Annotated in this window: 8 protein-coding genes and 1 pseudogene; 3 read left to right on the forward strand and 6 right to left on the reverse strand. The window is 37.2% G+C overall.

The window, feature by feature from the left end; translation table 11 throughout:
• Positions 1-156: 156 nt before the first annotated feature.
• A protein-coding gene (locus AC2TDL_RS11630; RefSeq protein ID WP_484696278.1) for an IS3 family transposase occupies positions 157-1,301 on the reverse strand; the annotation gives its coding sequence in 2 pieces (ribosomal slippage) (positions 157-1,028 and positions 1,028-1,301; 1,146 coding nt in all).
• Positions 1,302-1,886: 585 nt separating this feature from the next.
• Positions 1,887-3,326: an IS6 family transposase gene (locus tag AC2TDL_RS11635; RefSeq protein ID WP_484696056.1), complete on the reverse strand. Its 1,440-nt coding sequence runs from the start codon at positions 3,324-3,326 to the stop codon at positions 1,887-1,889.
• Between the two features lie 821 nt (positions 3,327-4,147).
• Between AC2TDL_RS11635 and AC2TDL_RS11640 the strand changes: the two genes are divergently transcribed.
• A complete protein-coding gene (locus AC2TDL_RS11640; RefSeq protein WP_484696279.1) occupies positions 4,148-5,209 on the forward strand; it encodes a phage lytic cycle repressor MrpR family protein in 1,062 nt (353 codons plus the stop codon).
• Between the two features lie 345 nt (positions 5,210-5,554).
• Here the strand turns inward: AC2TDL_RS11640 and AC2TDL_RS11645 are convergent, their stop codons facing one another.
• Positions 5,555-6,514, reverse strand: coding sequence for an IS30 family transposase (locus AC2TDL_RS11645; protein WP_484696043.1), 960 nt, complete (start codon positions 6,512-6,514; stop codon positions 5,555-5,557).
• 119 nt (positions 6,515-6,633) lie between these two features.
• Here AC2TDL_RS11645 and AC2TDL_RS11650 point away from each other — a divergent pair, with 119 nt between their 5' ends.
• Positions 6,634-8,745 (forward strand): methyl-accepting chemotaxis protein, encoded by a 2,112-nt coding sequence (locus tag AC2TDL_RS11650; RefSeq protein ID WP_484696280.1) that lies wholly within the window; start codon positions 6,634-6,636, stop codon positions 8,743-8,745.
• A 393-nt stretch (positions 8,746-9,138) separates the two neighbouring features.
• A complete protein-coding gene (locus AC2TDL_RS11655) occupies positions 9,139-10,323 on the forward strand; it encodes a GTP-binding protein (RefSeq protein WP_484696281.1) in 1,185 nt (394 codons plus the stop codon).
• 160 nt (positions 10,324-10,483) lie between these two features.
• On the opposite strand, the pseudogene AC2TDL_RS11660 reads toward AC2TDL_RS11655, so the two are convergent.
• The 3 genes and pseudogenes from AC2TDL_RS11660 to AC2TDL_RS11670 form a co-directional block, all read right to left on the reverse strand.
• Positions 10,484-12,031, reverse strand: a pseudogene (locus AC2TDL_RS11660) (IS1182 family transposase); the annotation flags it as partial.
• Between the two features lie 173 nt (positions 12,032-12,204).
• Positions 12,205-12,417 (reverse strand): hypothetical protein, encoded by a 213-nt coding sequence (locus AC2TDL_RS11665; RefSeq protein ID WP_484701337.1) that lies wholly within the window; start codon positions 12,415-12,417, stop codon positions 12,205-12,207.
• A gap of 128 nt (positions 12,418-12,545) precedes the next feature.
• On the reverse strand, positions 12,546-13,109 hold the full coding sequence (locus AC2TDL_RS11670; protein WP_484696282.1) for a GNAT family N-acetyltransferase: 564 nt from the start codon (positions 13,107-13,109) through the stop codon (positions 12,546-12,548).
• Positions 13,110-13,301 lie beyond the last annotated feature (192 nt).

Consider the following 13,301-nt stretch of genomic DNA (forward strand, 5'->3'; position numbering starts at 1 on the left):
GATAATAAAAAATGTCCGTGAAGCCGAGCATGGTAGGGGTTTTCCCTGATCCATGCTTGGCTTTTCTGTTGATAGGGGGGCAGGGTATAGGGTAGAAAGGGTTGAGGGATCAGGTGGAACTGACCCCCGTTTTTGAGACAGGGATCAAAACACCTTCTAAGAAGCCAGTTCTCGATACTCGATCGGGGACTGGTTTCTTAGTTTCGCTTGAATGCGAAACTTGTTATAATAATCAATGTAATCTCTGACTGTCTGCTCTACGATGGCGGTCGTAGTACAGGTTAAATGGTCAAGATAGAATGTTTCACACTTTAGGGTTGCGTGAAACGATTCGATGGGGGCATTATCAGCGGGTGTACCTTTACGGGACATACTCATGATCATGCCTCTTCGTTTAACAGCCTCCTGATATGCTGCAGACGTATAGACAGATCCTTGATCGCTGTGTAATAGGCAGCCAGGCGGAAGAGCTGGTAGTTGTTCTAACGTATCTAGCACGCAGTGTACATCTTGTCGATGACTAAGCGTGTAGGCTAGAATCTCCCCGTTATACAAATCCTGAATACTGGAAAGATACAACATTTGACCACCAAAGGGCAAGTAAGTAATGTCCGTTACAAGTTTTTGCAAAGGAGATTTCGCCTTGAAATCTCGTTTTAATATATGCTCTGCCACTTGAGCTGGTTGTCCTATACGGTGACGTTTCTTTGGCTTTACACGACATTGTAAGCCATACTGTTGCATGATCCGCTGTACCACTTTATGGTTCACACGTTTGGTGCGATTGACGAGTGCTGTGATCTTTCGATAACCTAATCTAAATTTATGAGAGATGCAATACTCACGAATGAGTGCAACAAGTTCATCGTCTTTTTTACAGATGGGACGCTTTTTCCATCGATAATAGGTTGCTCTCGATATGTTTAAGGTTTCACAAACCAGCCTAACCGATAACTCAGGATGTTCGTTGATAAATGAGATAGCTACTTCTTTGTCCACCTCCTTTCCCACGCCTTGAACTTTTTTAGCACCTCTAGTTGTTGTTGAAGAAATCTAATTTCGGCTTGTAATTTTTCTACTTCAGAAGCATATTCCGCTCCTTTTCCATACGAATATTGTTTACCAACAGGCTGTTCCAAGCGATGTAATTCACCGTTACGATACCACTTCATCCATGTCTCAACTTGTGAGTCGTTGCGTATATTCAATTCATCTAGTACCACTTTCATAGGTATTCCTTGTAATCTCATTTCAATAGCTTTCATCTTAATTTCGATTGGATAACTCACTCTAGTTCTCAAAACAAAAACACCTCCAAGTTGTATTCATATCTTACGACATGATTTACATTTCTTAAAGGTGTTTTGATTTTGTCTCACTTTATGGGGTCAGTTCCGGTTTTGTCCCAATATACCCATCCTTTTTTCCTCTCCCCTTACCCCTGCTCCCTATCCCCTCAAATTATTTCCCTGGACATTTCCCAACGTTCCATTTCTCTCATCCCTTCCCCCTAATCCCCTAATATCTTCCAATTGAACGGACACTTTTTATTTTCCTGGTTTTTTGTTCCAACTGGTTCCTCAAAACACGAAAACCCTTGCGGCTGTAGGGAAGAGAGGGTCTGAGGGGGGGTAGTGTCAAAAGTTCTATGAAAACTCAATAGGTGTTCGGGTCGTCTCCCATTTGTTGGGTGGAAAGGCCACGCAATCGCTCTTGACAAACACGCCAATGGTTTGACTCTACTTTAACAAGGGCGACGGGGACAAAAAGAAGGCATGCTAAATAGCCCTTGGTTTTTCCATTTTAAACCATTGGCTAGTTCGGTTTGTCAAGAGTTCGCTCCGCCGATTGCTCGTTTTTACTTCGGGCTCTGCTAAACCAAAAAGTTAGGCTGGTTGTTGTTCGTTAATCCATTGTTGTGCTAAAGCGATCAGTTTAGTCCATCTCGCAGGCATATTCGGGAGCTGCAGTAACTCTGGATTAAGCACTGGCACCTTACCTTCTAATGCAGAATGAGGCCTTAAAAAGTTAAAGTAAGCTACAAACAGGGTCACAAAAGAAACAGATCCTTGTTCGGATCCAAACCCGTGTGTTGAACGATAATTGCCTTTAAATGTGCGATTTAGTCTTTCGATAACTTGTTTGAGATGCCTATACTCCGTTGACACAGGATCTTCATTGGTAAGTCCAATAACCTGCTTGATGTCGAACTGAATATCGTGTTGAGCGAAAAAGTGCTGAGCTAAGAGATAAATCGGATTGCCATCCACCACAAATGTAAGATCTTTAGGAATCTCTTTCAGTTTCATTAAGACATCATCAATGGCACGGATTGCTGACACTGTATCCCGATTTGGCGATACTGGGTAAGACAAAATAATCTTTTTTACCGCATCAAAGAAGAAAAACAAGTAATGCCAACGCCCATTCACCTTGATGTAGGTTTCGTCTCCACAGAACTGGTCAGAAAGTTCGTAGGGATAATAATCTACGTAAGGCTTAAGTATTAGGGCAACTGCATTCTCATAATTTAAAATACTTTGATGCGATATGCTTACCCCATGTACATCTTTCATGAGTGCAGCTGTTTTACGGGCCGAAAGTCCATAGTTGACATGATAGGTTAAAATGAGCCCCAAAGTATGTGGCGACGCATACAGCCTGGATAAATCAACCTTGGGCTTTTTGGGGGAAGACTTAGACAATGGCTGAAAATCGATGTGAAACTGCCGGAAAATGTATCTTAACTTAAAGGATTGAGGATCTTTTTTAAACTGTCTCTTCTCTTTCGAAGACATACCATTTAGTTTCTTTTGGTAATAGGGACAATCATTATTTTTACACTTGAACACGTTAAAGTCTTTTCGCTCTTTGATTTTTTCAAGAGTCTTAGAACAATGAGGACACTTTAAAATGGCCTCTTTCAAATAGCGGCTCTTATCATTAAACAGACAGGAACATACCTTACATTGATACTGTCCTTTGCCCCCATTATTGGCATAAAGATAATCCGATGGAGCACCACACTTCGGACAGTTCATAGATTTAGGTACAGTCGTCTTTGCATTCAAACGCCTTTGAACAGGCTTTAGATGTTTACCGTTTTTCTCTAGGTATTCTGTTAGAAGGATTCGATAATCAAGCTTCTGAAGAGTTTCGTTGATCGGAAGATCATCCACCTGAAGCTTACGATATGGTTTATTGATTGGCTCTTCTTTAGGTTTATCAAACATGTTTTTACCGATAAGAAGAGTAAGTAAAGTTTTAATAATTTGATCTTGGTACTTGATAAATTCAAGTAAATAGGTTAATAATTGAGGATACAAACTTGTCACTTCCTAGTTGTTTGGGATTAAGTGTTCGGTGTGGTAACCTTACTTTTAACCTAAAACTATGGGGGTGGCAAGTTTTTTGCTTTCCGAGACTTATATATCAAGGAAAACCCTCAATTATATATATAAAGTTTTTACAATACGTGAGGGGGGAGGGGAGGGATGGACATGAATTATTTTCTCTTGACAATTGTAACCATAAAATAAAGTTGTATTACGGCTTTTAAAGTCGTATTAAAGCTTATAAAGTTGTATCAAAAAGCCGAGCGAACCACAGGTACTCACTCCTGTTTTCCTCGGCTTCTGTTATTTTTGGAGCGGGTCATAAGGCGTTGTAAAACCCTTCATAAATCAAGCTTTTCTCCAATTCTTCATTGCGTCTGTTTCAATTGATAGTAAACAGTACTATGCTAAGAGCTGCTTGCTTTAAAATGTCGTTCTCTATCATTAATCGTAAGTTTTCCTTCTGTAAGCTTTAATGTTAATAGAAACAGAATTAATTACAAATATGAAGTCACTGTAACCGTCTTGAGGCATAAAATATCCCCTCTATTGCTTTTCCTAAATTGTCGATTGAAATTATGACAATAACAGAAACTTTTAATTTATTGCATTAAGTATTTTATTGGAAGAGAATTTATCCCCGTATATTATCGATGTATAATAGCAATACATTCTACTTACGATAAGATCTCACAAAATTGCAGTTATCAATGATCAGTAGTTTGTACTTGGATGGAAAGTTAAGCGTTAAATAGAGAATCAAGTTAAAAAATATTTACAGATTTATTCATGTAAAACTAGGAGAGAACAACATGAGAAATGAAAAGGCAAGAGTATTAGATTATGATATGCTGTACAATAAAGAATGGAAAAAAGCTTTTATTGAACAGTATGATGTAGAAGAAACAAGAGTAACAATATACTGTCAATTAGTTAAAATAAGTAAATCTGAAAATTTCGGAGAATTCAAACTAAATAAAGATATTTCTCAAATGAATCATGAGGAACTTGAATCGCTATTGAAAGAAATTGAGTGTTCTACAATCACAAGTGCTATTAATCATTTAAGTACTTATAACAGATATTGCAGTTTTGTTTGCGGGGAATTAACTGACTATAATCCATTCTATAAATATAAGCAATATGGTATTTCTAAGCTTGCAGAAGATGTTGTAGCAAATAAATATAATATGCGTTACACAAGAGAAGAAATATTGTATATGATTGATGAACTTATTAATCCAACTGACCAAGCTTTAATACTTGCTTTGTTTGAGGGGATAAAAGGAAAATATTTTAGTGAGTTACTTACATTGACAATAGATAATGTAAAGCAAAAGACTGATGAGCAGGATAATGACATCTATTATGCAAGAGTATATGATGAAGATTCAAAAACATATCGTAATGTGAATATTAGCAAAAAATTATATATTTTATTCCATAGAGCGAATCAAGAAAAATATTACTACAGCAATGAGGTGGATAATGTAAAAACACTATTTCAAGATTCACCATACATTTTTAAACGTTCATTAAAAGGAAAAGCAAGAGATAATGAAAATTCACCGTTAGACAGACATTTTATAACAAGAAAATTTTTATTTTTCAAAAAGCACTTTGGCAACTCTTTTTTATCAGCAGATGACATATTTCAAAGTGGCATGCAGCATATGGCACATGAACTTTATTTAGAAACTGGAAAACTAGGGAGAGAAGAACTAATAAAAATAGGTGAGAAATTTAATACCGTTATGGCTTGTACAAAAAAATCAGAGCCATACAGAAACATTACAATGTTAAAGAGAATTATATTTACAGAATCACTAGGACTACTATACAAGGAGTTAAAAGGTGTAAAATACAATACCTAAATGATTGGCTCTAGTAAGAATCTGGTAAAACAATCCATGCAGCATGTGTTTAATCATAGGACAAAGTCCCGATGAATCAATCGTCGGGACTTTTTTATGTACTTAATCCTGAAAAGACAAGTGCCCTTCTATCGTCACCTTATTTCTTAAACAAGCGAAATTGTCAAAGACTAACTTGACATTAATATTCATATCAAAGTATGCTGAATAAAAAACATAATTTTCCTATAATAATATCAAAAAAATATCTTTATGAAATAAAAAAACGCTTATTTTTGGATATAAAACACTTAATTTTTGTTACATTAAATGGGATTCTATTTATTTTTAATATTTGATAGATTGTCAAGCTAAGTGCGACAACTCTTCCATAACTGCCTCATGAGAAGTTTTCCAATTCAGACATTTGCGTGGTCTATGGTTAATTAAATCCAAAGCACATTGAAGTTCAGCTTGATCAACGGTGTTTAAGTCGTACTTCTTAGGAAAGAATTCTCGGAGAAGTCCATTTGCATTTTCGTTACTGCCTCTTTGCCAAGATGAATATGGATCAGCAAAGTATACCGTCAAGCCATGCTCTTCTAACAATGCTTGATGGCAGGCGAATTCCTTTCCACGGTCAACGGTAGCTGTGAGCATAGGCAACGCGAGTTCTTCTAGCACCGTAGCAACCGCTTGCTCCATAGATGCCGCTGAACGGTCTGGCATTTTTACAGCGTGGTAATAGCGTGTTTTTCGCTCAACAAAAGTAGCCAAGCAGCCTTTACTTTTACCACGGCTAGAAACGACAGTATCAAGCTCCCAATGACCAAAGGATTCACGTTGCTTCACTTCTTTTGGACGTTGCCTGATGGATAACCCGAGATTAAAGCGACCTCTGCTTTCACGAGGCTTTCTACGCTTTCCCTTCTGTCGTAAGAAGATGGTGTTCCCTTGGACTAGCCTACCTTGGTAAATCCAGCGGTAAATGGTTTTGAAGGATACCGCTTGCTCAGGATAGTCTTGTTTCATGCGCCCTTCAATTTGTTCTGGGGACCACGTTGCAGCCAAGGTTTGAGTAAGGTAATGTTCTCTTTCTTTCGTCCACTTCCCTTTAGGCTTGCTTTGCATGCGTTTGCGCTGGTAATCTGCTTGCGCATCGCTAGCCTCATAAGCAGAAGACGAGGTATTCAAACGATGAAGCTCACGAGACACCGTAGAATGATGGCGTTTGATCTGCTGTGCAATGGCTCTCGCACTCCAGCCTAAATGAAATAATGTTTCTATTTTTATACGCTCGTTTATGGTAAGATGTGTATAGCTCATGACGAGCCTCCTTGTAGATGGTGTGTGGTAACTTCATTCTACACGAGTTTTCGTCATGGGTTATTTTTTTAGGTGTCGCACTTCATATTACAATCTATCATTTATATAAGGAGTTTTTTATGGCAGAGGACAGAAAGCAAGATCGAAGCAGGGCAAGGCTTAATCTCTACACCATTAACAACAGATTAATATTATCTATTGTGGGGATTACCATAATTTCTTTAGCACTCGTAAGCATTGTTGTATCATTTAAAGTTAGTAAACAAACAGAAGAGGAATTTAGTCAAACAATAGATGTTCAGTTGACTAATATTGATGCGAGTATTGACGCTTTTTTTGCTGAGGTTGAATCAAATTCTTTAATGTTAACAAATTTATCGCTTCTGAAAGAAACAGATAGCAGAATTACAACATATGTGGATAAAAAAGGGGTAGATGGCAAAGTTCCAATGAAACCACTGGAAGGAGATCCGTTCGAAGCAGAAGTATATAAAACATTTAAATCCTACGTAGAATCTCACCCTAACATATTAGCTTCGTCATTAGGGGTAGAGGAAAATGGCGGGTTTGTCCAATATCCAGAAAATCCTCGCGATGAGGGATATGATGCGAGAGAACGCTCCTGGTATAAACTAGCGACTGCTAATCCAGACAAAGTTAACTTTTCTGATGCCTATACAACTTCCAGTGGTCAGCTCGTAATTTATGCCGCAAGAGCAGTTTTAGATGATAACAAACAGCTGCGCGGTGTATTGAGCATTGACGTTGATTTAACGAGTTTAACTGATCTGATGAAGACGAATAAAATTGGAGAGACAGGTTATATCGTTCTTGCAGATAGTCTTGGCAATATCATTGCACATCCAAAAGATGACAGTTTACTATTTTCCAATATTTCTACACTCGGAATTAAACAATTTGAAGATATTGCAAACTTGCCGCAGGAGTCATTTACTGCGACAATAAATGGGAAAAAATACATAGCTAGTGTTCATCCTTCTTCAAATCAAGAATTAGGTTTTAACTATTTTGTATTTGTAGAAGAAAGTGAATTCACAAAAAGTGCTAATGAAATAACAAGATTCATATTATATACAACAGTAATTGTAATTATCGTTTCTATAATAATAGCTTATTTCCTTTCCAACAGAATATCAAAACCAATCAAATTCGCTTCTTCTCACTTAAAACAATTAGGAGATGGAGATTTTACCCAAGTTATTCCTGAAAAATATTTACGTTTTAAGGATGAGGTTGGGGATATTATGAGAGATACAAGCAACATGCAATCGAGCTTAACGAAACTTATTGCCTCCATTTCAAATGCATCTAAAGAAGTTTCTGTTTCTTCAAATGACTTAATGGAAACGAGCGAACAAACAGTCACTGCTGCTAATGAGGTTTCTCGAGCTATTGCAGAAATTTCAAAGTCTGCTGGAGAACAAGCTGTAGATACTGAACAAGGAGCTGCGTATATTAGTGAGTTAGGAAATCTTATTACAAAAGCTCAACAAGATATTTATAATCTAAATCAATCTGCCAATGAAGTAGATGCTATAAAACTGGAGATACTAGACATATTAAAAGCTTTGGTTGAAAAGACGAACAGTAGTTATGCAGAAGCTAAAGAAGTATCAGATATCATTATCAACACAAATGAAAGTGCGTCAAAAATTGGAACTGCTAGTCAAATGATTAAAAGTATAGCGGAGCAAACGAACCTCCTCGCTCTAAATGCCTCTATCGAAGCGGCTAGAGCTGGAGAATATGGAAAGGGCTTTGCTGTTGTGGCGGGCGAAATAAGAAAATTAGCCGAACAATCAAATAAATTTACACAAGAAATTTCTGAAATCATCCATGACCTAACAGGAAAGACAGAGTTTGCTGTTGGGAAAATGCGTGAAGTTGGGGAAATTGTACAATCCCAGACAGAAAGCGTTAATGATACGAATAGCCAAGTTGATCGAATTGCCGATGCTATTGACCAGATGAAGCAAGTAATTATGCAAATTAACAGCTCTTCAAATGAAATGGAAAGCAAAAAGAATGAAATTATCCAAATCATTCATAACATATCGGCAAGTGCTGAGGAAAATGCAGCTGGAACAGAAGAGGCATCTGCATCTGTAGAGGAGCAAACAGCCTCGATGGAAGAAATATCACATGCAAGTAAGAGACTAGCTAAATTAGCACATGATATGAAAGAGAGTATTGAGCAATTTAAATATTAATCATAATAAATAGTTAATTGAAAGAAGCTGAGATATATCTAATTTGGTAGCACAGTTTCAAACTTCTGTAATTTTATTGAGGAAAGTCCCGATGAATCATTCATCGGGACTTTTAATATTTAAAAAATGGTGAGACGAAAAATCGCTTGCAAATCGTAATGATTACGAATTATAATAATAAGGCACAGTTATTAATCGTAATCATTACGCTTATAGGCTAGAGATTAATTACATATCAACGCAAGTAATTTAACTACAAACAGGTAACTGAAAAAAGATAAGGCGAGTCGATTTTAACGGGTTGAAGATAAAAAGTGTTGTCCTCGTTTTGCAAGACGTGCCTTCTTCAGAAATTAAAATAATCAAATTTAAGTTAAAAGGATAGGTGAGAATATGAATAAAATTCCAGTTACAGTGTTGAGTGGTTATTTAGGCTCAGGCAAGACAACATTGTTAAATCATGTTTTAAATAATCGTGAAAATCGAAAAATTGCTGTCATTGTTAACGATATGAGTGAGGTTAACATTGATGCTGAAATGGTAAAAAGGGGTGGATTTGTCCGAACTGATGAAAAATTGGTCGAGCTTCAAAATGGCTGTATTTGTTGCACTTTGCGAGAAGACTTAATGATCGAGGTTGAAAAACTTGTTAAATCAGGCGACATTGACTATATCTTGATTGAATCATCGGGGATTTCTGAGCCAATTCCTGTTGCTCAAACCTTTACTTATGTCGATGAAAATCTAGGAATTAATTTATCTGAATACTGTCGACTCGATACAATGGTAACCGTGGTAGATGCTAACCGATTTTGGACTGACTTTTCATCAGGTGAAAGTTTGCTAGATCGAAAGCAAGCTACTGATGAATTAGATACACGTGAAGTAGTTGATTTGCTAATTGATCAAATCGAATTTGCTAATGTGATCGTCTTAAACAAAATTGACCTAATAGATCAAGAAAGTGCTCTTAAACTTAAGGCGGTTTTACAGAAGCTCAATCCTAGTGCAAAAATTATCGAAAGTATACATTCGCAAATTGAGCTAGACAATATTTTAGATACAGGCTTATTTGATTTTGAAGAAGCAAGCCAAGGAGCAGGATGGATAAAGGAATTAAATGAGGAACATATTCCCGAAACAGAGGAATATGGAATTTCATCATTTGTTTATAAAAGAAAAAGACCGTTTCATCCTGAACGTTTTCAACTATGGCTAGAGCATTGGCCTGTTGATGTTGTTCGAGCAAAAGGCTTCTTTTGGCTTGCATCGAGAAATGATTTTGCAGGCTTACTATCTCAGGCAGGTCCCTCTATTACGATGCAAGCTGTAGGAGAATGGATTGCTGCTTATCCTAAGAAGGAAAGAGAGCAAATTTTGAAGGAGGAACCTGAAATCCTTGAAAGATGGGATCCGGAATTTGGAGATCGCATGACTGAATTAGTTTTTATCGGAATTAATATGGACAGAAAGAAAATTGAAAGCAGATTAGATGAATGTTTATTGACGGATGAGGAAATGAACATGGACTGGACTAAATTTAAAGATCAGCTCCCAAATTTTCAAGCGAATGATTAACATCTATTTAAATTCTGTGACAGGATTAGCTATAAATGACGATTGAGCCTGGGACAAAACTTGTCTCTTAAAACAAGCAAACGGTGAAATCTGTTCAAAGATTTCACCGTTTGCTCATTTTAGGCTCTGTTTTTCTAATGCTATGCTACGTTCGTAGCACATATTTCCTTAAGTTTACTGCCATTAAGGCAAGTCCAATCTCATGCTCAACTTTCCGTTTTCCTCGAACTGAAAAGCGAGTGAAACCTAAATTAGCCTTCAAGAATCCAAAAACTGGTTCTACGTCAATTTTTCGTTGACGGTAGATCTCCCCTGTTTTTTCTCCTGAAAGCTGCTCTCTTACATAGGTTTTTTGTTGTTCCCAACGTGCATTGATCATCAGTTGTCGGTGTCTTCCTTCTTGTGCTTTCGTACATGAGGATCGGAAAGGACATCCTGTACAATCCGCACAAGCATAGATCTTGAATTGTCGCTCAAACCCATCTTTATCTTTGCGTATGGTATAGCGTTGAAACGTTAGTTCCTGTCCATTTGGACAAAGATAACGATCCTTTTCGGCATCATAGTGCCAGTTACTTGTTTGAAATGGATCGGTTTTAGACTTTCTCTTTTGCTCACGCTCATACATCGTATACTTTATTAATGGAACACGCTTGCGCTTCGTGATCACATCCTCATAGTTTTGCTCACTTCCATATCCGGCATCCGCTACGATATAGGTAGGCAAGTCAAAATAATGGGTTTCAATTTCATCAAGAAAAGGAATAAGCGTCTTGGTGTCCGTTGGATTGGAATAGATACCATAAGCCAGTGTGTATTGTCCTTCGGTTGCAATTTGTACATTGTATCCAGGCTTCAATTGTCCATTCTTCATGTAGTCATCTTTCATTCGCATGAAGGTTGCATCAGGATCGGTTTTGGAATAACTGTTGCGCTTTCCGAATCGTTGTTGATGAAGCTTGTACATGTTTTTTCGTTCCATCCAATCACGGACTTGCTTGAGTAGTTGTTTTGGTGCTTTTCGCTTGCTTCGTAATTGTTTTCGTTCACTCGTATCTTCGGATGCTGCGATCTTTTCTGTATAGCTTTCAACCACTCGCTCAAGGTGTTCTGCGATCTCCAGTAAGTTTTCCGTAGAGAGTTCTTGCTCATGTTCAAGCTCTGGAATGATCTTTTGTTCCAATAACTCGTTGTACAGTTGATTCGACTTTTCAATGAGCCGAGCATGATGTTTGTCCACGGCTTTTTTCCATACAAAGGTGAACTTATTCGCATTGGCTTCAATTTTGGTTCCATCAATGAACATCGCTTCTTGGGTAATGATCTTTTCTTCCACTAACTTCGAGCGAAATTGAACGAAGCACTGGCGGAGTAAGTCTTTCATCACAGGATGAACACGGAAACGATTAATCGTACGGTAGCAAGGTTCATAGCCTTGAGCTAACCACATCATCCGAATACTGTCTTTCGTAAGAGCTTCAATTTTACGACCAGAAAAGGCAGATTGAGTGTAGCCGCATAGAATGATCTTGAGCATCATGCGCGGATGATAGGCTGGACAACCGTCACGACGAACAAACGAACGAAACGCTTCATCTGGAATACTTTCGACCAAATGATGAATGGCAAATGCGATATCATGTTTATCTAATTTAACTTCTAAATTTAGAGGCAAAACTAATTGATTCATGTTATAATCTTTAAACATAAGGAACACCTTTCTTTTGAAATTTTTGGGGTAAGATACTTAAATTTTAACAGAAAGTGTTCCTTTTGTATGTAAAAAATGAACTCCTGGCATTCTACTTTGTAGAGCACCAGGAGTTTTCTTTCATTTAGCTGGGTTTTGTCCCAGGCTCATCATTTATTTAAAATCTAATCTTATGCTAAATGACCGTTATGCCATAATTGCTGATAATACGAATGTGTTGCTAGTAATGCTTCATGAGTACCTTGACCCGACAAGCGTCCTTCTTCAAAGACAAGGATTTGGTCTGCGTTTATTATCGTCGATAATCGATGGGCAACACCAATGACCGGTAAAAGTGATGAGAAGGCAAAGCCACTTGATGAAATTTGATTAATAAGCTTCATTGTTAGTAAGGGAACAGTTAGGCCTGCTACGACCTCTACAATACTAATAAAAAATAAAAAAATAAATTGACTTTTAGCTATTTGACTGAGATTTATTAATGTCCAAAGCTGTTTAATCTTTCTCTGCATTATAAGTCACGACTCTCTTTCGTCATGACCTTTTCAAAACGGAAAAATTCAAATTCCTCATCGGAATCAGAATTTTCTCTTTCACCATTCGGTTCTTGATGGCCTTTATGATAAAACTCGACAATTTTAAAGCCGCACTTATTCACATAGAAATGGATATTTCTCTTTTCAAAATATGGTGTATGCAGTTCCCAAACTTTTGTTTCAGGAAATGCTGCTTCAATAGTAAACCATGCCTTTGTGCCAATACCTTTACCATGTGCTGACGATATTATATAAAAGAAATCAACTTCATTTCGTCCTGTTTCTTCATTTACTTGTAATACAGCACCTCCAATTCGTTTTCCGTCTTGAATAAATTGACGTATAACCGAATCTTTAGCATGTAAGGAATGTATGTAATCTTCTTCTGATGGCACTGGTCCCATCTCAGTTAGATCCTTCGCGTCCGGAAAACTATCTTGTAATCCTTTCATAAATGCCTCTTGTAATTCTGTTTTAAATGTGGCTAGCTCTTCCTCAGGCAGAGGAGCTAATGTAATTTGTTCATTTTGCATTTTCATTTTAAAAACCTTCCTTATTAAATTACTGATTAAAATATTCGCCCAATTGTCAAAAATAGTAGACTCCAAAGTAAAGCACTCACACTTGCTTACAACACCTTAGTATGGCTTGTCTCCTTTTTGCTTTCATGCTATGTTTTCAAAGAACAGTATAAAGTATAGAGTAACTCCATAGTAAAGAAAGAAGTGAAA

It is taken from the genome of Paenibacillus sp. plas6 (assembly GCF_057221655.1).

What these genes read in the sequence shown, in the direction of transcription:
- AC2TDL_RS11640 (WP_484696279.1), top strand. Translation starts at nt 4,148, where the DNA reads ATGAGAAATGAAAAGGCAAGAGTATTAGATTATGATATGCTGTACAAT.
- AC2TDL_RS11645 (WP_484696043.1), bottom strand. Translation starts at nt 6,514, where the DNA reads ATGAGCTATACACATCTTACCATAAACGAGCGTATAAAAATAGAAACA.
- AC2TDL_RS11650 (WP_484696280.1), top strand. Translation starts at nt 6,634, where the DNA reads ATGGCAGAGGACAGAAAGCAAGATCGAAGCAGGGCAAGGCTTAATCTC.
- AC2TDL_RS11655 (WP_484696281.1), top strand. Translation starts at nt 9,139, where the DNA reads ATGAATAAAATTCCAGTTACAGTGTTGAGTGGTTATTTAGGCTCAGGC.
- AC2TDL_RS11665 (WP_484701337.1), bottom strand. Translation starts at nt 12,417, where the DNA reads ATGAAGCTTATTAATCAAATTTCATCAAGTGGCTTTGCCTTCTCATCA.
- AC2TDL_RS11670 (WP_484696282.1), bottom strand. Translation starts at nt 13,109, where the DNA reads ATGAAAATGCAAAATGAACAAATTACATTAGCTCCTCTGCCTGAGGAA.